Below are 26,415 nucleotides of genomic sequence, written 5' to 3'. Positions count from 1 at the left end.
GGCTTCCAACACTAATGAAAGTAAAGACGACAGTACTAACATAGCAGATCAGAATGATGATAACGCTAATGTCGCTCAAGATGATAATGCTTCTGATGTTGCTGACTCTGAGGTCGCTTCTGATGAATCAACTTCTGATTCTACAAACGATAATAGTACGGCTTCCAACACTAATGAAAGTAAAGACGACAGTACTAACATAGCAGATCAGAATGATGATAACGCTAATGTCGCTCAAGATGATAATGCTTTTGATGTTGCTGACTCTGAGGTCGCTTCTGATGAATCAACTTCTGATTCTGCAAACGATAATAGTACGGCTTCCAACACTAATGAAAGTAAAGACGACAGCACTAACTTAGCAGATCAGAATGATGATAACGCTAATGTCGCTCAAAATGATAATGCTTCTGATGTTGCTGACTCTGAGATCGCTTCTGATGAATCAACTTCTGATTCTGCAAACGATAATAGTACTACTTCCAACACTAATGAAAGTAAAGACGACAGCACTAACTTAGCAGATCAGAATGATGATAAAACTACTGTCGCTCAAGATGATGATGATTCTGAGGTTGCTGACTCTGAGGTAACTTCTGGTGAGACAACTACAACAACTCAATCTGACAATGAAGCACAAACTGAAAAAGTGAATACTTTAGATTCAGATATAAATACGTCACCAAAAACAGTTCAAGTCTATAAAAGTGAGGCAACACCAAAATTAAGAATGGCTAGATCAGTTAGTACACCAACTATAGCTACAAGATCAGCTGTCAGTACTAAATCTACATCTAAAAGTTCATTACCTAAATATACGCCAAAAGTAAATTCGTCAATAAATAATTATATTCGTAAAAATAACTTCAAAGCACCTAACTATGAACAAGATATCGCAAGTTATTTACCAAAATATCAGTATCGTTATGGTAAACCTGAAGGTATCGTTATGCATGATACTGCAAACGATAATTCAACAATAACTGGTGAAATAAATTACATGAAAAATAATTATAATAGCGCATTTGTACATGCTTATGTAGATGGTAATCGTATTATTGAAACAGCTAATACAGATTATTTAGCATGGGGTGCTGGTCCAGCTGCAAACGAACGCTTTATTCATGTAGAATTAGTCCATACTCATGACTATGATTCATTTGCTCGTTCTATCAATAACTATGCAGACTATGCAGCTACAAACCTACAATATTATGGACTTGCTCCTGATAGCGCTGAGTATGATGGTGTTGGGACTGTTTGGACGCATAAGGCTGTAAGTAATTATTTAGGTGGATCAGATCATATCGATCCACATGGTTATTTAGCTAATCATAATTATAGTTATGATGAACTTTATGATTTAATTTATGAAAAATATTTAATTAAAACAGGTAAAGCTGCCGCTTGGGGTTCTACGTCATCTGGAAGTACAAGTGGGAGCAAAAATGAGTCAAGTGGTTCTACTACAAAACCGTCTACTAATACTGGTAAATTAACAGTATCAACGAACAACGGTGTTGGGCGCATAAACACAAATAATGATGGATTATATACCACTGTTTATGATCAAAATGGTAGAAAAACAAGTAAAACGAATCAAACGTTAAAAGTTACAAAATCGGCGACTTTAGGAAACAAAAACTTTTACTTAGTTTCTGATTATAATAAAGGTAATTTAATTGGATGGGTACATCAAAGTGATGTAAGTTATAACTCTGCTAAGCCAGTTGCTAAAAATAATCAATCTTATAAAATCAAACCTGGTGAAGTGATTTATACTGTACCTTGGGGCACTAGTTCTCAGAAAGCAGGCACAGTTTCAGGCAGCTCTAGTCAAACATTCAAAGCATCAAAACAGCAGCAAATTGGCAAAACAAATTATATTTATGGCACAGTAAATAATTTATCCGGTTGGGTAAGCTTAAGTAAATTAACTTCAACAAGTAAAACAGCTACCCCCCCTAGTACAAGTAATAATTTAACTGTCAATACGCTTATCAATCAACAAGGTACAGTCGCTAAAACAAATCATGGTGTTTATACATCCGTATATGATCAAAAAGGTATTCAAAAATCATATGTGAATGGTAAAACTTACAAATTAAGTAAAAAAGCTACATTAGGTAAAAATTCATTTTATTTAATTACAGATAACAAAACAAATACTAACCTAGGTTGGATGCAAACAGGTGACATTACTGTTAAAGAAGCAGTTACAAAAGCTACTGCTACTCCTACAACATCTGTTAGTAAAATCGGACAATTAAACACAAACAATTCTGGTATTAAAGCAACTGTTTATGATAAAAAAGGTAAAAATGCTTCTAAATTTGCTGGTCGTACGTATACTGTAACTAAGCAACGTACTCAAGGTAATAACACTTATGTGTTAATCCAAAATACAAAACAAAATACACCAATTGGTTGGGTTAATACTAAAGATATAAATACGCGTAACTTAAGCAAAACAAAAGCTAAAAATGGACAATATACTGTAAAAGCTACTAACAATGGCTTATATGCAATTCCATGGGGGACAAAAAATCAGCAATTAGATACCCAAAATAATATTAAAAACAGTAAATTTAACGCATCAAAATCTGTGTTTGTTGATAAAGACGAGTACCTATACGGAAACGTCAATAATAAAACTGGTTGGATTGCAGCTAAAGATTTGAATAAAACTCCAACACAATCAAAAATCACACCACAAAAATTCGACTATGTTATTTACAATGCCAATGGTAACTATTACCTTGATCCTAATGCTACAAAATCAGCTGGATCATTAAAAGGTTTCCATGAAAGCATATTTACTGTTTTTGAAAAACAAATCATTAATGGGGTAACTTGGTATCATGGTAAATTATCGAACGGTAAAATTGTTTGGATAAAAGAAAGCGACTTACGAAAAGAGCTTGTAAAATACTATAAATCTAATCTTACTTTAGATCAGGCAGTAGCGTTACAACATGGTTTGAAATTCAAACCTCAAATTCAACGTACACCTGGAAAATGGGAAGATGCAACAAAAAGTGAGATTAAAAATGCTATGGATAGTAGTAAGCTTGCTAAAGATCCAACTCAAAAATACCAATTCTTACGCTTAGATAAATCACAAAATATTTCTGGTACTGATTTAGATAAACTATTAGTTGGCAAAGGCATATTAGAAGGACAAGGTGAGGCATTTAGTGAAGCTGCTAAAACTTATAACATTAATGAAGTTTATTTAGTTTCTCATGCCCTACTTGAAACTGGAAATGGAACTTCTAAGCTTGCTAATGGTGGTGACGTAGTAAATAATAAAGTTGTCACTAATGGCGCTAAAAAATATTACAATATGTTTGGTATTGGAGCCGTTGATAAAGATCCTGTAAAACAAGGTTTTGCTACCGCTAAAAATAATGGCTGGGATACTGTTAAAAAAGCAATTGTTGGTGGCGCTAAATACATTGCTAATTCATACATTAACCAAGGACAAAATACTTTGTATAAAATGCGTTGGAATCCTGATAATCCAGGCGTTCATCAATATGCAACTGATGTTGCATGGGCATCTCATAATGCTACACGTATTAAAGGTTTCTATGATTCAATGAATAAATTGGGCAAATATTTTGATGTAAACACATATAAATAGCATGAAATCATAATGTGTAAGTTTTAAAACACAAATAAACCTTAGGTGAAAATTCACCTAAGGTTTATTTGTTTATATAGTGCTAACATATTAAGTATCATTATACTAAACAGTTTTGTAAACGTCATAGAAGCTTTTTAAATCTCTGTTATGACATATTGTTCTTTTCCAACATGAAAGCTTTTCCAATCATTGGATAGCTATTTATTGTTTCTGTTTCTATGCATTTTTGGTTCATTTGAACCCTATCATATCGCTGTGTTACATAATAAAATGATGCTGAAAATTTTAGCCACTTTGTCATTTACTTGATATAATGATGATGCGTATTTAATTTATTTAATAAATAATTTAGATTTTCAATATCATTTGAAGTTAAATTTTGACACCTTGCTTCTATCAAAGCCACCCTAACTTCGTTAATTTGTTGAACAAGTGCTTTTGTTTTTTCTGTAATCATTAAATCTTTACATCTTAAGTCTTTGTTTGACTGTTTACTAGTTATATAGCCCATTTGACATAATTTTTTGATCCATCTAGACACAATAGACTGTTCTTTATTAATTTTCATTGTTAAATCATATTGTGATAAAACATTATAATGATATAAAATCCTTAACATTTCTAACTGTTCTGAAGTTAAATCTGTGCGTTGGCCAAACCTTCTACTGACTAAATTTAAATCATTACTTGTAAGTGTAATTAATTGTTCTAGTTGTTTATACATGTTGTTTCATCTCCACTACTTTAATTAAAATGTTCAATAGCATTTAAATTTATTATTTTATTTTCTAATATTATAATGTTATTCCTCATAATATACAATAATAATCTACAAATCAGTCGGTTTTGTTGCATTTGTCATATGTTTTATAATAAATTAGTAACAGTGATTATAAATTTTACCTGCATATAAAAGGAGCAACCCTATGACACAGTTAAAAGAAAGAGATTATTTCTTCGACAATGCGAGAATGATATTAATTTTTCTTGTTGTATTTGGTCATTTATTACAACCATATACTGAAGAAAGTAAATATCTTTCTTCACTTTATTTAACTATATATAGTTTCCATATGCCCTGTTTTTTATTCATCTCAGGTTATTTTGCTAAAAAAGCAGGCAAAGCTGGTTATCTAGAGAAAGTTTCAAAAAAATTGTTAGTACCTTATTTTATTTTCTTTGGATTTTTCACCTTTTACTATTATTTCACAGGAAAAGAGGACAGTGTTAAATTCGATCCATTTGATCCTGTTTTTGCATTATGGTTTTTACTGACATTATTCTTTTTCCATGTCATATTAGTAATAGTAAAAGACTATAAACCTTATTTTGTATTACCAATATCTATTATTATTTCTTTATTTGCAGGTTACTCAGATAATATTGACAATTATTTAAGTTTTTCAAGAACAATCATGTTCTTCCCTATTTTCTATTTAGGTTATTTATTTACGAGTGAACATACACGTGTGTTAAGAAATAAGAAATTCATACCGGTCGCTGTTAGCATTTTACTCCTTTTTTATATCATTTATACCTTGCATCCTATAAATGCTGATTGGTTATTAGGTGATTCACCTTATATGTCACTAGAAGGTAAACAAGATTTATATAGTCCAATTAAACGTTTGCTATTATACTTTATTATTTTAATTACAATGTTTTCTTTCCTTAATTTAATACCTGAAAAAGAAAGATTTTTCACATACATTGGGCGTCGCACTATGTATGTCTATTTACTACATGGCATTGTAATTGGTATTATACGTGGTTTTAATATTTATCCGTTTAAAGACCACATCTCTATACTGACTTATATATATCTACTCTTATTTACTAGTATAATTGTATATGTATTATCAACTAGATTTATCTCTAAGTGGACCAATCCAATTATTAACTTGCAATCCCCTTCGAATTTTAAAGATTAAAATAATTTCCAGCCGATTTGTAGTTGATTCAAATATGTTACGATGGTAGTAATTTGATATTTTAAGCTAGTCATACTTATTTAACTACAAATCGGTATTTTTATTTTGAGGTGAAAAACAATGAAGCTATCATTAAACGACAATTCTAAATTTTTAACAGCACCAAGTATTAGGCAATTTTCAAATAAAATTAAAGATATTGATGATTGTATCAATTTAACAATCGGTCAACCAGATTTTCCTATGCCTGATGTCGTAAAAAATGCATATATTACTGCAATAAAAGAAAATCAAACAAAGTATTCTCATAACAAAGGGTTACTTGAAACACGAAATGCAGTCAGTCATTATTTTAAACAGCGCTATGGTTTCCATTATAGCTCTGATGAAATTATTATTACAAATGGCGCTAGTGAAGCATTAGACACAGCTTTGAGAAGCATTATTAACCCAGGTGATGAAATATTAATCCCCAGCCCTATTTATGCAGGTTATATCCCTTTAATTAAAACACTTGGTGGCGTTCCTGTATATATCGACACTACAAAAACAGATTTCAAAATAACACCTGAAGCAATCAAGCAAAATATATCGTCAAAAACAAAAGCAATTCTTTTAAATTATCCGACAAATCCCACTGGTGTTATTTTGACTTATGATGAAATTCATGCACTTACAGAAATGTTAAAAAATGAAGAGATTTTTATCATTAGTGATGAAATTTATGCAGAAAATACCTTTAATCATCAACACACTTCTTTTGCTGAATTTAAATCCATCCGTGATCAGTTATTGCTCGTCAATGGATTAAGTAAATCTCACTCTGCTACTGGGATTCGCATTGGTTTTCTAATAGGTCCTGAATATTTAATTGAAAAGTTAACATTTATGCATGCCTATAATTGTATATGTGCTAATGTACCTGCTCAAATAGCTTGTATAGCAGCATTAAACGAAGGATTAGATGCACCTCACTATATGAACAAAGCATATATTGAAAGACGAGATTTTTTAATCACAAAACTACAATCTTTAGGATTTAAACTCGACGCTAAACCAGAAGGTGCTTTTTATATCTTCCCAAGTATTGAAAATTTCACAGAAAATGATTTTGATTTTTGCGTTGATGTACTCGAAAAAGCACACGTTGCAATGGTACCAGGTTCTTCATTTACAGACATTGGTAAAGGCCATGTGCGTATTTCTTATGCCTATGAACTCGATGCCTTAAAAGAGGCAATGAGAAGATTAGAACTTTATATAAAAGAACATTATGAATAACGCCTTGTTATTCTGTATTTAAAATTTATTTACCAATGATTACTACGCTAACTTCCATATTCTATGTAGGCAGCCAAAAAACTCAATTGAATATAATCAAAAAATTTTAGTGTGATTAATATCCGACATTCGATTAGTCGGTATAATGATTTAATAAATCGAGAAACTATATCAAATTGTTAATAATAGTAGGATTAATAAAGTGAATTTTTTAATGTGATTATTATGCTGAGGATTATGAGGAAAACTTACTTAGAGATAACTACGCACTTAAGCAGAGGTAATTTTCTTAAAAATATATCTGTTAAGAAGTATGACATAAAAGAGGCTCGTAAATGAATTTCTAAAAATTCATTTACGGGCTTCTTTTATATTACGCTTTATATTTCAAATATGTGCATTTTATTGATAAATATTTTTTTCAGCAAATTTTTTCATTAATTTATAATATATATCTATATCTTCTGAACTCATATTGAACTGAGTTAACACTTCATCTGAAATTTGCTCAAATTTTTCTTTTAACACACTTCCCTTTTGTGTCAATTGTACTTTAACTCTTCGTTCATCCTCTTCTGTTCTCATACGTTCAATTAGTCCTTTTTTTTCGAGTCTCTTAATAATTGGGCTTATTGTACCAGAATCTAAATATAATTGATCGCATAATGTCTTGATAAATACAGGATTTGAGTTTTCAATATATAACATCACTACATAATTTGGAAAGCTAATATCATACTGCTTTAGGTGTTTGTTAAATTTATTTACTATCTCTTTACTAGAAACATAAAACAGAAAACACATATCTTTCATAAGTTCTTTATTTTTATATTGTGTCATTCACTACTCTCCTCTGCCCTTTTTTATTATATTAATAGAAATTTTATTTTTGGTCAAATATAATAACAAAATGTTTAAAAGTTTTAACATTACTAGTATTAGTCAATAGAATATTCTGAAAACTAATTTTATCCAACTTACATGTTTTTCATTTAATTTTTAATAATAAATTTAAAACCTGGATTTTCATTTTATATTCTCATTTTTATCATTGATGAAAATGAATTTTTTTAACTTTAGATTCATTCATATAACCAGTCATTATGTATCATTTGGGTAATAAGGTGTATTCGTTCGAACCATGCATTGGTCAATTTGTCATTCAGCATCAAATAATCACTAGACAACTTTAAAACAATAAAAAAACCGTTAATTTCTAAATATTCACTAGAAATTAACGGTTGTCGTTTTAGTTTTAATACCATGACTTTCATTCAAAAGCCTCTATATTTATTGACGCGTTGTTACTAAATATCTTTACTTATGGAAATTTAGGGAATTGATCAAAATCAGGATTACGTTTTTCTTTAAACGCATCTCTGCCTTCTTTAGCTTCGTCTGTTGTGTAATACAACAGCGTAGCATCGCCCGCCATTTGTTGTAATCCTGCTAATCCATCAGTGTCAGCGTTCATCGCTGCTTTTAAGAATCTTAATGCTGTCGGAGAATGTTGCATCATTTCTTCACACCATTTCACCGTTTCATCCTCTATATCAGCTAAAGGTACAACAGTATTTACTAAGCCCATGTCTAAAGCTTCTTGTGCATTGTATTGACGGCATAAATACCATATTTCACGTGCTTTTTTATGTCCTACAATGCGCGCTAAATATCCTGAACCATAACCTGCATCAAATGATCCTACTTTTGGACCTGTTTGACCAAATATTGCATTATCTGCAGCGATTGTTAAGTCACAAACAACATTTAATACATTTCCGCCACCAATTGCATATCCTCTAACCATAGCGATGACAGGTTTTGGAATAATACGTATCAATCTTTGTAAATCCAACACATTAAGACGCGGAATTTGATCTTCACCTACATAGCCACCATGGCCACGTACTTTTTGGTCTCCACCTGAACAGAATGCTTTATCACCTTCACCTGTAAGGACAATAACCGAAATACGTTGATCATCTCTAGCTCTTGTAAATGCATCTATCATTTCTTGTACCGTATTCGGCGTAAACGCATTACGAACTTCAGGTCTATTAATAGTTACTTTGGCTATGCCGTTATAAAATTCGTACTTAATCTCTTTATATTCTTTAATTGTTTCCCATTGTCTAGTCATTTTGCTCCTCCTTAAAAATAAAACCTAACACTATTTTATCAAATTCTGTCATTTCTTCCACATGTACAGTATGACCACTACCACTAACTTCATATAGACTCGTCTCTGGTATTAAGTCGCACATGTGATAACCAATTTTTATAAATTTTTCGTCGAAACTTCCTACAATTATACAAGTTGGAACTGCAATATCTGATATTTTTGGCCATAAGTTAGGCATTTGTCCAGTACCATAATCTCGTAAAGCTTTTGCTAATCTCACAGGATTTTGTTGTAATCGCATTTGACGAATCTTTCGTTTTGTTTCTGTATTTAAATTATACTGACTTTGAAATAAAGGTAATTTTTCCCAATCATTTACAAAAATTTCTAATCCAGCGATTTCTAAAACTTTTGCACGTGCTTGATCAATTTGAATTCTTTCGATGCGGTCGTCTTCATCTGCAATTCCTGGTGAACTGCTTTCTAATATCAATCCATTTAAGTGGCACGTTCCATAAAGCGCATAATATAAAGCGATTCTACCACCCATAGAATAACCGTGTAAAAAAATACGATATGCCTTAAACAAAGCTAATGTATCGTCTAATAATTGGCAGATAAATTCGAAATTCCAAGTACACGTTTCACTTGATTGATCAAAACCATGACCTGGCAAGTCAATGGTTAATACATTGATTTCATCTGTGAACGTTTTGATATGTTCATCGAATGTCGATTGATCACTTATAAATCCATGTAATAATACGATCAAATCATTTGAGTTCTTTGTAGATTGATGAAATTTATAATGTAACATCTATAATATCACTCAATTTCAAATAAAGATTTTGGTGTTGGCTTAAGTTTTCATCACGATTTGTAATGATTTCATATATATGTGCACCAAGTTTTGACAGTTCTGCATACTTAAAAGTTTCAATTGTTTCAAAACGTCTGTAAGAAAAATCATAAAGTAATGCAGCATGTTCAAAGTTTAATCCTGTCGGTGTACCAAATAGTCTTTCAAAATAAATATCAGCAGACGACTTTTGTGGTAAAAAGGAGAAAATTCCGCCGCCATCATTATTTAAAAGTATGATATTTAAGTTAATATCATTTAATTTTGACATAAGTAAACCATTCATATCATGGTAAAATGCTAAATCACCTATTAATAATGTGACACGTTTATGTGCTGCCATTCCTATCGCTGTAGAAATAACACCATCTATGCCATTTGCACCTCTATTAGCATAAATCTCTGCTTCACAATCTATAAATAAGTTATCGACATCACGGATTGGCATACTATTGCTAACAAATAATGCATCCTCTTTCGTCAATTTATCTAATAGATTTGCTACAAAAGCTGACTCATCCGTAGCAGTTCTCAAATAATCTTTGATTTTAATATGTGCTTGCTTTTCTAGTGATTGCCATTTTTCTAACCAATTTTTTCGTTCTACAGTTGGAATTTCAGAAAGCTGCCTAAAGAAATCATTGGCCGACATTTCGTAAGATACATGCGGTACCTTTGGAAATGCATCTGGTTGATCATTATTTTGCACTAATATTTGAAAAGCTTCTGTAGCTTTTAACCATTGATTTACTTTTTTAGAAATCACTGGTTTACCTACGCGAATAATAAAATCAGCATTTATAGATAACCCCGATCTATACAGTAAATCATAAGTTGTCACTACATTAGGATGATGTTCTTTACGTAATTGACTCAAAGGGTCTGCCAAAATAGGCATGTCATGTATGGTTGCATAAGTAAGTATTTGATCTACATCTTGATGTTGCATATCACCCACAACAATGAGGCCTTTACGTTTTTGCATAATCGTTTTGATTTCATTTAAACTTGCTGTTTTTTGATAATGAGGCAAGATCTTATTATCTGAATTTAACCATTCTACTTTTTCTAGGTTCGGTGTTAATGGCTCTCTAAATGGCAAATTCAAATGTATGGGTCCACGATGCGGACCGTAGAAATATTGGCTTGCTTTTTGTATTTGAAATTTGATAGTGTTTAACAAATAATCTTGTGATTCATCGGCACCTGCTATTGGAAAATCAAATTGGTATTGAACATAATTCTCGAACATATTTGTTTGATTTATCGCTTGCGGTGCACCTATTCCTCTTAATTCATGCGGTCTATCACTCGTCAATACGACTAATGGTAAATGACTTAAATCACTTTCTGCAATTGCAGGCGTATAATTGGCAGCTGCAGTACCAGATGTACATAAAATTGCAACTGGTCTTTCACTACCTTTCATTAACCCCATCGCAAAAAAAGCAGCGCTACGTTCATCTGGATGAATCCAAGATTTCAGTTTTGGGTGTGCCTCTATAGCAATAGCTAGTGGCGTTGAACGAGAACCAGGGCTTATTACCACTTCTCTTATGCCATATGCATATAGTTCTGAGACTAATGTAAAAACTTGTTTTGTTAAAGCGTCTGTGTGATTACTCATATTTCTCTACTCCTAAAGCTTTCATCATCGGATTGAATTTAACCGCAGTTTCTTCTACTTCACTATCAGCATCAGAATTTTGTACAATACCGCAACCAGCAAATAAAGTAGCTTGATTCTTTTTAATTAACATCGATCTAATAGCTACGATGAACTCACAGTTATCATACATATCAATATATCCTACTGGTGCGCCATATAGACCTCGTGTACCAAATTCATTATTTTCAATATAAGAAATTGCTTCTTCCTTAGGATAACCACCTAATGCTGGTGTAGGATGAAGATTATCTAATAATCCAATATATGAATTTTGTAATAACCGTCCTTCAATTTTGGTATATAAATGATATAAATGATCATTTGTTAAAATTTGAGGTTTTTTATTAAATGTAATTTCTTCTACATAAGGTTTGATATCATTTAATATACTTTTAACAACAAAATGATGCTCATTTAAATTCTTGTCATCGTTTAAAAATGCATCAATATTTGCCTTATCTATGTCATCTCGATGTGTTCTTTTAATTGTACCAGCAACAGCTTTCGTCGATAACACGTCATCTTTGACTTCCATTAATTGCTCAGGGGTTTGGGAGAAAAACACACTATCTTGTGATTCAAGCACAAATAAGTAGCTATTATGTTCACCCTGCATTGCCCTATTGAGTATATATGGAATGTTAATGTTTTTATCAAACATAATAAGCCTTTTTCTTGCAAGGACAATTTTTTTATTTTCATCTAAAATATCAATTGTATCTTTAACTAACTCACGCCATTCGTCTTTATAAATATCGTCAATTCTTTTAATATCCCCTATTTCATCACTAGGTTGAACGTCCTTTTGTGTAAGTCTATCAATGATTGCTAAGAAAGTATCTATCTCAAACTTATCGGCTTCTACTGTATACGTTATAAATGATTGTCCCTGCTCCATCGTAACGAGTACTTCAGGTAAGGCAAAATGATTAATACCAAACTCACGCCATTCATCACCTGATTTATGCGTTGAAAATTGGAAACCACCACAAATTTTCAAATGATGTCTTTCTGAATTTGGATGTATTAACTCAATATCATTTTTATACTTTTCCCACTCACGAAAAATAGATTGTTTATTTTCAAAATCGTTTTTAAATCTCGTGATAGCATGATAGCCAAAGAATGAAGTTTCGTTGTCATTTTTCTTGAAATAAAAACGGTCTCCCGCACAATCTTCGGTTAAATGAAATAATAATGTAGGTTCTAATTCATAATCTAATTTTGCTTCTACAGAAACCCAAGTATGGTTACTTTCGTATACCGCTTCGACAATTTCACTTTCCTTGACATCTAAAGTCATCTATTTCACTTCTTTCATTTCAATATCAGTTTACACTCATTATAATATTGTACCACTTTTCACAATCTGTGTACGTTTTTCAGCTTATTTCATGTAGACAATTTTTACGTAAGTTGACCTTTACAACTTCTTCTATTAAAATTAATTTGATAAAAATTAATTATATTAAAAGAATTCGAGGTAAATCATTATGGCATCTCAATACCAACAATATTCAACAGTCAGAAAATACTGGCACTTAATGCGGCCACACACATTGACTGCTGCAGTAGTTCCAGTTTTAGTAGGTACTGCAACTGCAAAAATATTCCTTCTAGGTAGTGAAGATCATCTAAAGCTTAGCTTATTCATTGCTATGCTAGTGGCATGTTTACTTATCCAAGCAGCTACAAACATGTTTAATGAATACTATGATTTTAAAAAAGGCTTAGATGACCATACTTCAGTAGGTATCGGTGGCGCAATTGTACGAAATGGCATGAGTCCAAAATTAGTCATGAACTTAGCCATAACATTTTATATTATCGCAGCGATTTTAGGTATATTTATCGCTTCCCAAAGTTCATTCTGGTTACTTCCTATTGGGTTAGTTTGCATGGCAGTAGGTTACCTATATACAGGTGGACCATTCCCGATTTCATGGACACCTTTTGGAGAACTATTTTCAGGAATATTTATGGGTATGATAATTATTTTAATTGCCTTCTTTATCCAAACTGGTAACATACAAAGTTTAGCGGTATGGATTAGCATTCCAATCGTAATCACAATTGGTCTTATCAACATGGGCAATAATATCAGGGATTGGGTTAAAGATAAGGCAAGTGGTCGAAAAACATTACCCATTTTATTAGGGAAAAATAATGCTGTACGCTTTTTAGCATTGATGTATATCGTCGCTTATTTGCTCGTTATCTATATCACTTTCTTTAAACCTGGTGGTTCGATTTTCTTCTTGCTAGCTTTATTATCTTTCCCAATGCCAATCAAAGCAGTTAGAAGATTTAAAAAGAACGATACACCTGAAACAATGATGCCTGCAATGGCTGCTACTGGAAAAACAAATACATTCTTTGGTTTCCTTTATGCATTAGGTATCTATATCAGTGCTTTATTAGGCGGGATTTAATAACACCCTGTATTTAATTTATTATATATATACAAAATCGTTCTTCACTCATTTGATGAACGATTTTGTATTTTTACTAGTATATGCTAAACATGTACTAAGTGATAATGCATATGTCCATATAAATCAAATTCACTTTTAATTTCAAAACCTAATTTTTCATAGACACGTAATGCTGCAGTATTATCAACATCACAATTTAAACTCCATTTTTCATCTGGGTAGTTTGAAATGACATGTTTAATCAATTTCGTTGCTACACCATTTCCACGAAAATGAGGAAATGTTGCTACAGTTTCAATGTACCATTCATCATTAGCAGCCTCTTTCATCGGCATTGGTGTGCCATAAGATTTTATATCTTCCTCTAAATCCATGTCTAGCCATGCTTGTTCAAGTTCTAATTCTTTACTGCCAGGATATGCGATCAAACAGCCTGCAACGTTACCATCAATTTCATATACCCATACATTACTAATGTGCCCTCTATATTTTACATCTACCATGCTTTGTTCCATTATATTTAGCAAACGAAATTTTTCGACTTCCTTTACCATATCGATATCTAATTGACTCCAAATGATATAACATAATTCTGCAATATCTTTTTTGTCACTAGGCTTAGCTTTTCTAATCATTTTATTTCTCCTTTATTTATTACGATTATTAATTCCATTATATCTGAATCAATTTAAAATTTCGATGTAATAACAACCATATAATTCAAATTTTGTCACATTGTTTTATTTGTTCAATTTCACTATTTAAGAGATAATTAATACAATAATCTAGAAAATGAAAGGACATTATACACATGAAAGTAAACAAAGTTATATACGTCGTACTTGCATTTCTTTTGGGTTGGTGTGGCATACATAAATTTTACTCAAACCAATTACTACAAGGTATTATACATTTAATATTTTTTTGGACTGGCATCCCTTATATTATTGCTATCATTAGCGGGATATTAACAATTTTCTTTAACAAAGCAGATGAAAATGGTCTCATTACCCTCGAAAAATAGTTTTATACTAACTTGCTAAAAAATCCCTTACATTTTCATTACACTTATAAAAAATGGGTAAAGGTATGTAAGTAGCATGTATGAGTTTCGTTTAGGAGGTAAAATTTTATGAATATTATAAAACGTGTTTTTAGAACACTGATTGTCGGTTATATTGTAAGAGGAATTAGAAACTTAATAAGTAAAAAAACAAAATAAATTAAAGCCCCACTTCTCAATTTATTGAGTTAGTGGGGCTTATGCATGAGCAATGATGCTCCAGTCACATTGCAATAACGGAAAACAAATCCATATAATAATAAATCTCTCTCTTTTCTGCACCCATCCACATCTAAATTATTCATTTAAACTTACTTTTATGTTTTACTGAAAAGCAATTACTATTTGCTAATGTTGTCGCATAATTTTTATTACGTATTTATCGAAAATTAACCGGACATAACAAAAAAAGTTAAATCAACGTATTATTTACATCAATTTAACGGGAATTCCGCATTACCTTTACCGTCTTTTAAATCTTCCATTTTGTTACGTTATAATGCTGCACCGACTTTGCCAGCTTCTTCATAGAATTTTAATGTTCGTCTATCTGAATTACCATTATGTAATTTTTTATCTATACTCCATTGTTCTACTTGTATTAATAATTGATCTAGTGTGTTCGTAATTTAAATATTCTTCCTTATCTAACAATATTGTTAGATTTTATATATTGCTTCAAATTTATTTTGTTAAGTGTTTTAATTGCTTTGGAGGTGATTATATTGAATCAATCTAATAAAAATCAAAATATTTTATCATCACTAAGTTATTTCAGTGTGTTTTTCGCACCAATTATATTTCCAATATTCGTTTGGATATTTGCTGAAAAACCAACTTCTACTCATGGTAGAAAAGCATTATTTAATCACATTTGGGTATATATTTTCTTATTCTTTGCAAATCTAGGTTTCATCTTTTCTCGAGAAGTTTTCGATAAACCTTTTGACAATCAAGAAGTAATATCTAATGTTTCATTCGGTATAGGCATTTTTTTATTACTCATTGCTGGCATTATATTTCTTTTCAACATCATTCGTGGTATCAAATTGCTTACGGATAAATAATATTGTCCCATCCTTAACTGGATGGCTTTTTCCATCTTTATATTCTCTCCCTTTCATCGTCTACATGCTACAATCTATCATTACTGCCGTGACATTAATTACAAATAAAGCAGCTATAAAGACTTTAAAAAAGTTCTTGTTAGAAACAATGTTGATAATTTTACATCACTTTTGATAAGACATACCCATGCATCAATATATTAAAGTAAAGAATTTTCAATGCCATATATTAGTAAAAGATTAGGTCATGCAAATATTGAAATTACTTGGTGAGTATATAATCATTTGCTTGAATAATTGAAATCACAGGAAGATGATAAGCTACTTAAAGCCTTTAATTTCTAGCTGGACAACTCAACGGACAAAAAATTTTAAAAGTGTTCAAGTCGTCCCTTGTTGACCAAAATTTATAGAATTCACTTTTGTATATTTTTCATAAAATAAAAAGAACGCTGATTTAACAACGTTCTTTTGTTATCCAAAGTATTTACTTGAAATGATTTTTCTGTTTTTACGGAAACAGTTAAAGCCGAAAACGATAAGGCTATTCAAGCGTTAGAAAGTATGGAAACTCACACCAATGCGTTGGCGTATCTTGTAAAATCTATATAACTATTGGCGTTTCATCGTCTTAAAAGTTCATTTAAGACACTTAGCCAAACTTATCCAAATATAATAAAAACCCGTCAAATCAACGTTTTACTCACGTCAACTTAACGGGATTATCTAATTTACGGAAACGGAGGGATTCGAACCCTCGCGCCGCTCTCGCGACCTACACCCTTAGCAGGGGCGCCTCTTCAGCCAACTTGAGTACGTTTCCAATGGCTCCACAGGTAGGACTCGAACCTACGACCGATCGGTTAACAGCCGATAGCTCTACCACTGAGCTACTGTGGATAAATAGTATCTCTAATCAAGCACAAATATTATTATATCAATTAATAGCAAATTTTCAAGAGATATCGTAAAAAAATATGCAGAACATTTACACTAAATTAATATAATATTCCGCATATTCTACTTTTACATTAATATTTTTAATAAACTTTACTATTTACTTTCAAACAAAGAATACTTAGCAAGTGCTTCATATATATTTAATTGTGGTTTTGTATAATCTATAGGAGATTCTGGATCAAAAGTTGCAACTCTTGCCGCTCTATCCATCATATAATAATAATAAATACCATTTAAATATTGATGATGCATGCTATGAGCTGAAATGTTTACAACGATAGATTGATTATCAACAAAGTTCACTTTGCATTTTTTATCTTTGAGTGATTTAATACTTTGAACATAATGGATATTAATCCATGTATTTTGTGTTTTTCTATCAGAATGTGTTGGAAAAAAATAAGTGGGAAATAAAGGAGTGAATAAAATCGGGGGCTTGCTGCTAATACCTGTAATTCGAATGGTATCCTCTTTTTTAAAAACATAACTACTACCATAAAATCTACAAGAGCGGTCAATAATTTTGTGGGTACGTTCTTTTATTGTACTTTCATCTTCTTTATACCTTAGCACTCTTGTTCCTTCATATTGGCCAACGGGTAAATGGCACGGTTGCAATGACATATCACCTTTTTTAATAATATACGGTTGAATCATAGTTGTAACCTCCTTACAATTTTGGTGATACTCAAATAATATACTATCATCATTTTAAAATCAACTTATATTATAAAATATTTTCTATATATTCTACAATTAAATTTTAGTTACGAATCTTTTTCTATTTTTTAATTATTGAAAGTTTCGTTTTACACTTATTTTTTCGGAAAAGTCAGAATATTCGTTGATTTAAAAATCAAAACCTTGTATAATGTATTTTAAATATAGATAGAGGGGTTGTGTTGATAATGAAACATAATACACATGTAAAATACAATACTTTAGAGTCTTTTGTATCAACAATTAATGACTTAGGTATCGAATTAATCATTGATGAATCGTTAAGGAATGTCCGTAAGCAACAATTAGAAAATCTCATCGATCATGCACTTAAAAATAAAAACGAGAATGATTTCAAACGCTATACAGAAGAATATAAACATTTGGAGGCATATCTCGTTGGTTAATTTAGTTGTCATATATTTAAAATAAGGTCTATTCACTAATTAATTAAAGTTAGCGAATAGACCTTTTATATTGTTTATTTAGGACATTAATCTGATTAACTCATATCTATCAATATCTCCAAAATAGTGATAGATATCATAATCTGCTAATGCTTCTTCTATACTATCAAAGTCATGCAATGTGCCTTCCAATGCATGTTCTAATTCAGTAACGTCTCCCACACCAAAGAAGTCACCGAAAATTTTAGCATGTTCAATTCTTCCTTTTTTAACATCTAATTTAATTTGAACAAATCCTTTTTCAAATTTTTCTTCTCGTTCAAAATTATATTTAGGATTTCTACCGTAATTCCATTCCCAAGTACGATATTTTTCATTACTTAATTGCTCTATATTTGCCCAATCTTCGTCTGAAAGCTTATATTCTTCAACTTGTGTAGCCTCACCAAATATTGTTTTTAAAATAATTTCTTTAAAAGTATCAATATCTAATGGTTCAGTTAAGAATTCTGAGATATTAGCAACTCTACTTCTCACAGATTTAATACCTTTCGATTTAATTTTTGCTGGATTCACACGCAAGGCATTTTGAACTTCATTTAATTCACTGTTTAACATTAAAGTACCATGGCTAAACATTCTATCTTTTACTTTGACCATGGCATTACCGGAAATTTTAGCTTTACCGATTTGAATATCGTTTCGGCCACTCATTTCTGCATCTAATCCAAGTGATTTCAATGCTTCCACTATAGGTTCAGTGAACTTTTTAAAATTATGAAAACTATTGCCATCATCATCCGTTATAAAACTAAAGTTTAGGTTGCCTGTATCATGGTACACGGCACCGCCACCTGAAATACGTCTGACTACATCTATACCATGTTCATCAATATAAGGTTGGTTCACTTCTTCAATCGTATTCTGATTTTTGCCAATAATAATTGAAGGACGATTGACATAAAACAGAAAATAACTATCGTCATTCGGCATGTGCTTTAATACATATTCTTCCATTGCCAAATTTAATGTTGGATCTGTAATATCATTATTACTAATAAATTTCATATACTGCACTCCTTTTCCTCTTAATACCCTTACCTTATTTATGCAATATTTTCATTAAAAATGCCAATCATTTAACTGATTTATACTAATTTTTCTAAAAAAAGAATGATAACTGTATATTTAAAGGTTATTTGTTTATTTGTCTGTCGTTTTTTTGTATAATACTATCTAGTTAGCATTTCTAGGGAGGATTCAATATGACTGTCGCAGAAGTCGGAAATATAGTAGAATTTTATGACGGTTTAAAAGGCCGCGTAGAAAAAATTAATGATAACTCTGTAATTGTAGATTTAACAATTATGGAAAACTTCAATGATCTAGACCTGCCTGAAAAAACTGTCATCAATCACAAGCGATATACAATCGTCGAACAAGAAGGATAGTTTATATGAATAGAATTTCAAACGCTTTAATCTGGTTTATTGTAAGCTTCATCGTATTTCACATTATTTTATATATCATGTGGGGTGAAAAGCAAGAATACTGGTACCTTTATACTGGTATCATGCTTATCGCAGGTATCAGTTATATATTTTACCAAAGAGATATTGAATCAAAAAGATTATTAACATCTCTAGGGATAGGTATTATTACGGGTATCGTACTCATTATTATACAGCTAGTTTTAGCAGCTATCTCATCAGATATTCAGTACGCATCACTGATTAAAGAGTTAACGCGAACAGGTGTATACTTTAAATGGCAAATGTTAGTTACTTTATTATTTGTGATACCGTGTCATGAACTTTATATGAGAACTGTATTACAAAAAGAACTACTCAAATTAAACATTCCAATGTGGTTAAGCGTATTAATAACAGCAATTTGTTCTGCTTCTTTATTTTTCTATCTAGATAAAATGTGGATTGTTTTCTTTGTATTCATCGTTCAAATTGTGCTTTCATTAAGTTATTATTATACGCGTAGAATTGCTACGACTGTCATAGCACAAATTGTTGCAGTAGTTATTCTATTAATTTTCCACGGATAAATTGAAATAGAAACACAAGCTTATGAATGATGTAAAAAAGATTAAGATTTTACAGCTTATACCCCACAGTTTGAAAGAGATGAGGGCATAAAAGGTCTCTGAATGAAAATAAACGCCAATTTCTATTGAAATAATATAGAAATTGGCGTTTTCTTTGGTTTTAAGAGATTTTTATAGCACATAAATTTTATCAAATAATAACATTAAATGTTTGTTTTTGTTCGATGTGGTAGTCATTATCTTTTAAATTTCTAGCAATTAATTCAACCATCGTAATTTCACCCGTTTCGTGAATGACAGCATCTTCTAAATATTGCTTATAGTTTCTATAGCAGTAATCAGTCATACTTACACGATACATGTGGTCTAATTTAATATTTTCCAATGTCACACGATGGTATGGCTCTGCATTCATATCTATTGTATAGTTAACACCTTGCCAAAACGTACATAAGGTTTCATCTACGATTGTTAAGCTCAATGCGCCGTCACTAAAAGCTATATGTGAATAGCAATACTCTAAAATATCATGAATCTGTTGACCTTTCATTGTTAAATCAACTGGGACATCTGGATGAGGATAGGCATTAAATAAATCTTCATTTGTAATGATGCCATTGAGCCCCTCTTCACCACTCGTTGGTAAGTGTACACAAGATATATCATAATCATAGGCTAATCGAATACTATCATGTAATAACTGTGTGAATGGATGAGGTTTTGTTATAACATCACTCAAACCATTTACCTCTGCTGACAAAGCATTTTCGTTTATGCTTTCTTCACTCCAATTACAAACTGTTTTTCTATCATAAAAAGTCAAATCTAATAATGCTTGGTCTTCTGGATAATGATTTAAATCCACAATTTTAGAATTGACATCTTCTAATTCATACGAATTTGTGCGTTTTTTAAAGTTAATCTTCACATGTATAAGTTGTTCAGCATTTTGTCCTGCTTGTACATAAAGCGTCTGATCATCTCTACCGATAAACGTTTGATGTTGATGACCAGTAATTAATAAATCAATAACGCCTAGGGTCTGCATGATTTTTTCCGCTTCATTTACATTTTGCTCACGCTCATTAGAGGTTTTATTTAGTTGATTTAGTCCACCATGGTATATAACAATTAAAAAGTCTGGCATTTCGCTTTCATGAATAAATCGAATCCAACGTTTAGAAGAGCGTAATGTTTTTTCAATTCGTACATCATTTTCCATTTCAAAATGTTCACGCTCCATTAGCCCATCTGAAGTCAAACCCACTATTGCGATTTTGACACCTTCTATTTCTTTAATTGTATATGGTGTAGAAAAATATGGTTCTTTTGTACGTTTATATTCAATATTTGCCGATAACCATGGAAACCTAGACAATGATACTGCCCTTGAAAAGAATGACAGACCAAACTTAAATTCATTAGGACTAATACCACTTGCATCGTATTGCATAGCATTCATCAATTTTATCATTGGATGACGTTTATAAGGTGCTACAACTGCATAATAAAATGCTGCTAACGAACCTGCTAAACTACCACCACTGTCTAATAAAATAACGTGATCATTTGTTTCTCTAATACTTTTAACATAAGATCCTGCTCTATAAATATTGGAATTATTCTCACCACTTTGAAAATAACTATGCATATCAGAAGTAGTGATAATGTCTATTGCGATTTTTTCACTTTTTTTCATACGCCTCTCCCCTCATTAATATTAGTCTAACACGTTTCTAAAATAGCTTGAAATAATAATAAACATTTATCATCAACAGTGAATATTTGCCAACTATACGCTTTGATCCTGAAACTAAAAGCACCAGTACATCATTTGTTAGATGTACTGGCACCATTGTTTCACAAACTATTCAGTTCAGATTTACATTTAACAATCAACCAATTTGTACGCGTTCTTTAGGATAATGAAATTTATCAGGTTCTCTACGTCCACCAATCATAATAATAAAACTGATTAAACCAACACGGCCAATTAACATCAACACCATCAAGACACCTTTACTCATATCATTCACATCACCAGTAATACCTAATGATAATCCACAAGTTCCAAATGCCGACATAACTTCAAAAAACGCTTGTAAAAATGAAACCTTTCCATTTTCAACAACCAGTATAAAAATCATACTCGTAAAAGTTAATATGCTAGCCATGATAAAAACAGCAAATGAACGTTGAACATCAGTTATGTGAATTTCACGATTAAATGCTTTGATAGACGTTTTTTCAGGTTGGTTGCTAAAGTTTAAAAGGAATAATATTAAAATCGCAAATGTCGTAGTTCTAATTCCCCCACCGACAGAACTTGGGGATGAACCTATAAACATCAGTATACCCATAACGATATTCGTACCTTCTCCAAAACCACTTACATCAATAGTTTGAAGCCCTGCGCTCCTTGTGGTAGCTGATTGAAATAATGCATAAAATAGCGATTTGTGCCAACTCATATTCTGAAAAGCTTGGTTATGTTCGAATAAAAGGATAATTAATACACCGAAAATAAACAAACCAAAATAAGTGACCGTTGTGATTTTTGCAAATAATGAAAATCTAAAATTAGGAATTCGATTTTTGATATATGCTTTCACTTCTATCAATACAGGAAAGCCAATTGAACCTAACATGATTAAAAACATAACAATAGTTTGCACAAAATAGTCATTTGCATATGGTATAAGTGATTGTCCAGTTATATCAAGCCCACCATTTGTTGTTGCTGATACCGATACAAATAATCCTTGCATAATTGCATATTGAATGTCGGGGTTATCTCTATAGAAATAAAATGCTAATAATGATGCACCAACAAGTTCTATGATAATGATTGTTCGAACAATATCTAAAATCAATTTCACAGTACCACTCATCGTATGTTTATTATTATCAAGCATGATTAATTGGCGTTCACGCATACCAATATGTTTACCTAAGACAACCCACAGCATAGTTCCAATGGCCATAACACCAATACCACCTAAATTTAGTATCAGCATGATAACCACTTGGCCAAATGTTGTGTAAGTATCAATAATGTTAACTGGCGTTAGACCTGTTACACTGACACCTGACACAGCAACAAACAAGGAATCAATTGGATCTACAGAGACATTGGACTTATGGACAAACGGCAAGTTCAGCATTAAAAATGCCACGATAATTGCCGCGATATAATACATTACAATCCCTTGTTGAGGACTTGATTTTTTTAACAATTGGTTGAAAATGGACAACGTTTCTTCACCTCAACGTTACTTCAGTTTAATCTTAATATCCTTTTCTTTACCATCCCTATATATTTTAGCTGGTAGCGTTTTTAAATCATCTTTATGATTAAAAATAATTTGTCTGTATCTAAGATTATCTTCTAATGCTTTACCATCTAATTCTACTATGACATCATTTTTTTGCAACCCGGATTTTTCACCTAATGAATCTTTTTTAACATCACCTACTAGCACGCCTTTTTTAACATCTTCTGGTAAATTAATAGATTGTTTGGTAGCTTCATCAACCTCACTAATATTAGCAATCTTCACACCTGTATTAGGATATTTAACTTCACCTTTATCTTCTAATTGCTTGGCAATGTCTTCAGCGTCATTGACCGGTATGGCAAAGGCAATACCTTCAACATTATCCATATCTATTTTCAAGGATGCTATACCTACTAACTTACTATTTCTATCAATCACGGCTCCACCTGAGTTGCCCGGATTTACAGGTGCATCTATTTGGAAAGCACTCATTAACACATCATATTGATCGTCTTTATTGATATCCACTGGTATGTGTCTGTTCAAACCTGAAATAATACCATCAGAAATACTTCCTTTAAAATCTACACCTAGAGGGTTTCCTACGACTATAATTGGTTCACCTAGTACTAAAGTACTGGAATCGCCTATTTTAATTGGTTTCACTTTACTATCCGATTTTACTTTAGCTTTAACAACGGCGATATCTGAATACTTATCCGTGCCAACAACTTTTCCAATCGCATAGTCATCATTACCATATGTAATCTTCTGTTCTTTTTTATCTCCAACCACATGTGCGTTGGTCATAATAAAAATAGAGTCGCCCACTTTTTTGTAGACGACACCTGAACCTAATTCATTTTCTTTACCTGCTTCTTGTGTCTCTTTTTCGGCAGAAGTTCTATCATCACTTGTATCATTTTCAACAGTTACTACTGAATGAATTGCACTGTTTGCACTTTTCATTGTTGTTGTATAAGCTTTATCTTTATTTTGATTATCGTTAAACACGCTATCATTTGAAGTACCATTTTCATCAACATTTTTGAATATAGCTTGTATGAGTGTAAGTAAAACAATAACTGCAACAACAATTAAAATTTTAGCCCAATGTTCAATAAAGAAAGCCTTAACTTTATCAGAAGTATTAGCTGTGCTTTCATGCTTAGTTTCATTGTTACGATTCGAATGTTCACTGGCACTTTTTTGGTGCTTCATTTGGAAAGATGTTTGTTCATCATTACTCAAATAATCATCGACTCTAGATTGTTGTGCATTCTCTGAGTAAAAGTTTTCTTCCTGCTGTTTTTCAGCTGGGACATGTTGTTCATTTGATTGTGCACTGTTATTTTGATCCACATTCTCAACATGTGATGATTTTGAATTTATATTATTTTTTTCATCCGCTATGTTCTCGTTTTCATTGTATGGATGATTGATATTGTCCGCTGAGGTTGACTCATCGTTTTCTGTTCTCTCTGGTGTATGTTTTGAGTTCCGTGCAGCAGCAATGGCTTGTTGTTGCTGAATTTCTTCTTGTGTAAGCTTTTCAATACGTGCTTTTCTTAAATTTTCTTTCACACGCTCTTCATTATTTTTAGCAAGTATTTCAGCCTTTTCTTCACGCTGTTTTCTAGCTTGACGTTCTTGTTGCACACGTTGTTCCCGTTCCTCGTTATGAAAGTACTCACGTCGCTTGCGTCCATACTTTACTTTTGGGATGACATGTTTTTTATTTTGCGTCACAATAAGCCCCCCTATTACTTTTGATTGCAATTCTATTATGACATATCAAATATAATTTTTCTGCTTTATTTTGTCATATAAAGTTAGCATACTACAGATTATAGTCTCTTTTATTAAAAAATTCTAACTTTATCTCATGAAAAATAAAACAAAGCCTGAGACATAGTTTTTTATGACTCAGACTTATTTATATTATTTATGTTCTTTTTTATTATTTTTAACAGAAGTTAACCAACCAATAATCACAAGTGCAATCATAACCGTCCAGAAAATAGATTGCCATAATACACTGTGTGGGAAGTGTTCCGGTAATATTTTAATATCTGGGTGCGCTAACACCATAATAACTAATTTAATACCTACCCAGCCGACAATTGCAAATGCAGCACCTTCTAAACCAGGATATTTATTCAATAAATTTACAAACCAAGTGGCTGCAAAACGCATGATGATTACGCCTAGCATACCACCTAAGAACATGACTGCAAACTGTCCAAGGTCCATACCACCAAAGTGTATACCAACAGTAGGTAAAGTTACTGCAATAGCAAGTGCAGCTAACATAGAGTCAATCGCAAAGGCAATATCTGCAAATTCTACTTTTAATACTGTGCCCCAAAATGCTTTTGGACTTGCATGTATTTCCTCACCTGATTCATCATAATGGTGGTCATCCGTACCATCTTCTTTTTGGTGATCTTTTTCATTAAAGAATGATATAAGATTCTTAATGGACATGTATAATAGGTAAATTGCACCCAATGCTTGAATCCACCAAAAATGTGCGATGATGCTTATTAAGAATAAAGAAATAAAACGGAAAATAAATGCACCTAACAGTCCATAAAACAATGCTTTTTTACGTTGTTCTGGAGGCAAGTGTTTAACCATGACTGCCATTACGACAGCATTATCTGCTGCTAATAATCCTTCTAAAAATACCAGTACTACTAGAACCCATAAATAAGGTAAAATTAAACTCGGATCCATTTAGGACAACTCCTTTAGTTTTTTACATAAAAATAGAGACCTAAGCTAAGTAAATGCTACACACATTTTCGATCATATACACGCCTATAGTAAATTAAACTTTTAGCTTTATATATTTTGTATGTTTGTAACATTTATAAGCAAAGGTCTCACTCGACAGTATTTTTCTGCCCATT

Annotated in this window: 24 protein-coding genes, 2 tRNA genes and 1 pseudogene; 10 read left to right on the top strand and 17 right to left on the bottom strand. The window is 31.7% G+C overall.

Annotation, left to right across the window (positions count from 1 at the left end; genetic code table 11):
• The coding region (locus tag AB1J10_RS11545; protein ID WP_369003123.1) for a GW dipeptide domain-containing protein at window positions 1-3,646 on the top strand (3,646 nt) is incomplete at its 5' end.
• 304 nt (window positions 3,647-3,950) lie between these two features.
• Here AB1J10_RS11545 and AB1J10_RS11540 read toward each other — a convergent pair.
• Window positions 3,951-4,373, bottom strand: coding sequence for a MarR family transcriptional regulator (locus tag AB1J10_RS11540; protein ID WP_046207911.1), 423 nt, complete (start codon window positions 4,371-4,373; stop codon window positions 3,951-3,953).
• 202 nt (window positions 4,374-4,575) lie between these two features.
• Here AB1J10_RS11540 and AB1J10_RS11535 point away from each other — a divergent pair, with 202 nt between their 5' ends.
• Window positions 4,576-5,580, top strand: coding sequence for an acyltransferase family protein (locus tag AB1J10_RS11535; RefSeq protein ID WP_064209410.1), 1,005 nt, complete (start codon window positions 4,576-4,578; stop codon window positions 5,578-5,580).
• A gap of 120 nt (window positions 5,581-5,700) precedes the next feature.
• Window positions 5,701-6,861: an aminotransferase class I/II-fold pyridoxal phosphate-dependent enzyme gene (locus AB1J10_RS11530; RefSeq protein WP_070038056.1), complete on the top strand. Its 1,161-nt coding sequence runs from the start codon at window positions 5,701-5,703 to the stop codon at window positions 6,859-6,861.
• A gap of 402 nt (window positions 6,862-7,263) precedes the next feature.
• Here AB1J10_RS11530 and AB1J10_RS11525 read toward each other — a convergent pair whose 3' ends face one another.
• The 6 genes from AB1J10_RS11525 to AB1J10_RS11500 form a co-directional block, all read right to left on the bottom strand.
• Complete coding sequence (locus tag AB1J10_RS11525) at window positions 7,264-7,701, bottom strand: MarR family winged helix-turn-helix transcriptional regulator (RefSeq protein WP_064209412.1); 438 nt, start codon at window positions 7,699-7,701, stop codon at window positions 7,264-7,266.
• A 242-nt stretch (window positions 7,702-7,943) separates the two neighbouring features.
• Window positions 7,944-8,135, bottom strand: a complete 192-nt coding sequence (locus tag AB1J10_RS11520; protein WP_070038058.1) for a hypothetical protein — start codon at window positions 8,133-8,135, stop codon at window positions 7,944-7,946.
• Between the two features lie 47 nt (window positions 8,136-8,182).
• Window positions 8,183-9,001: a 1,4-dihydroxy-2-naphthoyl-CoA synthase gene (menB, locus tag AB1J10_RS11515; RefSeq protein ID WP_046208091.1), complete on the bottom strand. Its 819-nt coding sequence runs from the start codon at window positions 8,999-9,001 to the stop codon at window positions 8,183-8,185.
• Complete coding sequence (gene menH / locus AB1J10_RS11510) at window positions 8,994-9,800, bottom strand: 2-succinyl-6-hydroxy-2,4-cyclohexadiene-1-carboxylate synthase (RefSeq protein ID WP_070038060.1); 807 nt, start codon at window positions 9,798-9,800, stop codon at window positions 8,994-8,996. Before menH ends, menB begins: the two co-directional genes overlap by 8 nt.
• Window positions 9,787-11,469 carry a 2-succinyl-5-enolpyruvyl-6-hydroxy-3-cyclohexene-1-carboxylic-acid synthase gene (gene menD, locus AB1J10_RS11505; RefSeq protein ID WP_070038064.1) on the bottom strand — a complete coding sequence of 561 codons (1,683 nt, stop codon included), beginning with the start codon at window positions 11,467-11,469 and terminating at the stop codon, window positions 9,787-9,789. Before menD ends, menH begins: the two co-directional genes overlap by 14 nt.
• Window positions 11,462-12,814, bottom strand: coding sequence for an isochorismate synthase (locus AB1J10_RS11500; RefSeq protein WP_070038067.1), 1,353 nt, complete (start codon window positions 12,812-12,814; stop codon window positions 11,462-11,464). Before AB1J10_RS11500 ends, menD begins: the two co-directional genes overlap by 8 nt.
• A gap of 190 nt (window positions 12,815-13,004) precedes the next feature.
• Between AB1J10_RS11500 and AB1J10_RS11495 the strand changes: the two genes are divergently transcribed.
• Entirely contained in the window at window positions 13,005-13,943 is a 939-nt protein-coding gene (locus AB1J10_RS11495; RefSeq protein ID WP_064209416.1) for a 1,4-dihydroxy-2-naphthoate polyprenyltransferase, read from the top strand.
• Window positions 13,944-14,029: 86 nt separating this feature from the next.
• Here the strand turns inward: AB1J10_RS11495 and AB1J10_RS11490 are convergent, their stop codons facing one another.
• On the bottom strand, window positions 14,030-14,581 hold the full coding sequence (locus AB1J10_RS11490) for a GNAT family N-acetyltransferase (protein ID WP_046208086.1): 552 nt from the start codon (window positions 14,579-14,581) through the stop codon (window positions 14,030-14,032).
• 176 nt (window positions 14,582-14,757) lie between these two features.
• Here AB1J10_RS11490 and AB1J10_RS11485 point away from each other — a divergent pair, with 176 nt between their 5' ends.
• Both AB1J10_RS11485 and AB1J10_RS11480 read left to right on the top strand, forming a co-directional pair.
• Window positions 14,758-14,970: a TM2 domain-containing protein gene (locus AB1J10_RS11485; RefSeq protein WP_046208085.1), complete on the top strand. Its 213-nt coding sequence runs from the start codon at window positions 14,758-14,760 to the stop codon at window positions 14,968-14,970.
• A 108-nt stretch (window positions 14,971-15,078) separates the two neighbouring features.
• Entirely contained in the window at window positions 15,079-15,168 is a 90-nt protein-coding gene (locus AB1J10_RS11480) for an SAR1012 family small protein (protein WP_019469096.1), read from the top strand.
• A gap of 338 nt (window positions 15,169-15,506) precedes the next feature.
• On the opposite strand, the pseudogene AB1J10_RS12645 reads toward AB1J10_RS11480, so the two are convergent.
• Window positions 15,507-15,638 (bottom strand): annotated as a pseudogene (locus tag AB1J10_RS12645) (MazG-like family protein); the annotation flags it as partial.
• A 96-nt stretch (window positions 15,639-15,734) separates the two neighbouring features.
• Between AB1J10_RS12645 and AB1J10_RS11475 the strand changes: the two are divergent.
• On the top strand, window positions 15,735-16,076 hold the full coding sequence (locus AB1J10_RS11475; protein WP_080937822.1) for a hypothetical protein: 342 nt from the start codon (window positions 15,735-15,737) through the stop codon (window positions 16,074-16,076).
• Window positions 16,077-16,810: 734 nt separating this feature from the next.
• Here the strand turns inward: AB1J10_RS11475 and AB1J10_RS11470 are convergent.
• The 3 genes from AB1J10_RS11470 to AB1J10_RS11460 form a co-directional block, all read right to left on the bottom strand.
• Window positions 16,811-16,899 (bottom strand) — tRNA-Ser (locus AB1J10_RS11470).
• A 2-nt stretch (window positions 16,900-16,901) separates the two neighbouring features.
• A tRNA-Asn gene (locus AB1J10_RS11465) sits at window positions 16,902-16,976 on the bottom strand.
• Between the two features lie 153 nt (window positions 16,977-17,129).
• Window positions 17,130-17,693, bottom strand: a complete 564-nt coding sequence (locus AB1J10_RS11460; RefSeq protein WP_070038070.1) for a competence protein ComK — start codon at window positions 17,691-17,693, stop codon at window positions 17,130-17,132.
• A gap of 251 nt (window positions 17,694-17,944) precedes the next feature.
• On the opposite strand from AB1J10_RS11460, the gene AB1J10_RS11455 reads away from it, so the two are divergent.
• Complete coding sequence (locus AB1J10_RS11455) at window positions 17,945-18,163, top strand: IDEAL domain-containing protein (protein WP_046208082.1); 219 nt, start codon at window positions 17,945-17,947, stop codon at window positions 18,161-18,163.
• Between the two features lie 78 nt (window positions 18,164-18,241).
• On the opposite strand, the gene AB1J10_RS11450 is transcribed toward AB1J10_RS11455, so the two are convergent.
• Window positions 18,242-19,231 (bottom strand): lipoate--protein ligase, encoded by a 990-nt coding sequence (locus AB1J10_RS11450; RefSeq protein WP_046208081.1) that lies wholly within the window; start codon window positions 19,229-19,231, stop codon window positions 18,242-18,244.
• 197 nt (window positions 19,232-19,428) lie between these two features.
• On the opposite strand from AB1J10_RS11450, the gene AB1J10_RS11445 reads away from it, so the two are divergent.
• Together AB1J10_RS11445 and AB1J10_RS11440 are read left to right on the top strand one after the other, a co-directional pair.
• Complete coding sequence (locus tag AB1J10_RS11445; RefSeq protein ID WP_002508073.1) at window positions 19,429-19,614, top strand: YkvS family protein; 186 nt, start codon at window positions 19,429-19,431, stop codon at window positions 19,612-19,614.
• A 5-nt stretch (window positions 19,615-19,619) separates the two neighbouring features.
• Window positions 19,620-20,222 carry a CPBP family glutamic-type intramembrane protease gene (locus AB1J10_RS11440; protein WP_046208080.1) on the top strand — a complete coding sequence of 201 codons (603 nt, stop codon included), beginning with the start codon at window positions 19,620-19,622 and terminating at the stop codon, window positions 20,220-20,222.
• 190 nt (window positions 20,223-20,412) lie between these two features.
• Here AB1J10_RS11440 and AB1J10_RS11435 read toward each other — a convergent pair whose 3' ends face one another.
• The 4 genes from AB1J10_RS11435 to AB1J10_RS11420 all read right to left on the bottom strand — a co-directional run bounded on the left by AB1J10_RS11435 (window position 20,413) and on the right by AB1J10_RS11420 (window position 26,239).
• Window positions 20,413-21,921, bottom strand: coding sequence for a bifunctional metallophosphatase/5'-nucleotidase (locus AB1J10_RS11435; protein ID WP_046208079.1), 1,509 nt, complete (start codon window positions 21,919-21,921; stop codon window positions 20,413-20,415).
• A gap of 196 nt (window positions 21,922-22,117) precedes the next feature.
• Complete coding sequence (locus tag AB1J10_RS11430; RefSeq protein ID WP_046208078.1) at window positions 22,118-23,476, bottom strand: TrkH family potassium uptake protein; 1,359 nt, start codon at window positions 23,474-23,476, stop codon at window positions 22,118-22,120.
• A gap of 18 nt (window positions 23,477-23,494) precedes the next feature.
• Window positions 23,495-25,249 carry a S1C family serine protease gene (locus AB1J10_RS11425; protein WP_070038073.1) on the bottom strand — a complete coding sequence of 585 codons (1,755 nt, stop codon included), beginning with the start codon at window positions 25,247-25,249 and terminating at the stop codon, window positions 23,495-23,497.
• A 192-nt stretch (window positions 25,250-25,441) separates the two neighbouring features.
• A complete protein-coding gene (locus AB1J10_RS11420) occupies window positions 25,442-26,239 on the bottom strand; it encodes a TerC family protein (protein ID WP_046208076.1) in 798 nt (265 codons plus the stop codon).
• Window positions 26,240-26,415: the final 176 nt, after the last annotated feature.

This window comes from Staphylococcus cohnii species complex 1663, from assembly GCF_041008415.1.
Classification (GTDB): domain Bacteria; phylum Bacillota; class Bacilli; order Staphylococcales; family Staphylococcaceae; genus Staphylococcus; species Staphylococcus ureilyticus.
The sequence above is the reverse complement of the archived record's forward strand: the minus strand, read 5'-3'. Positions and strand labels throughout refer to the sequence as shown.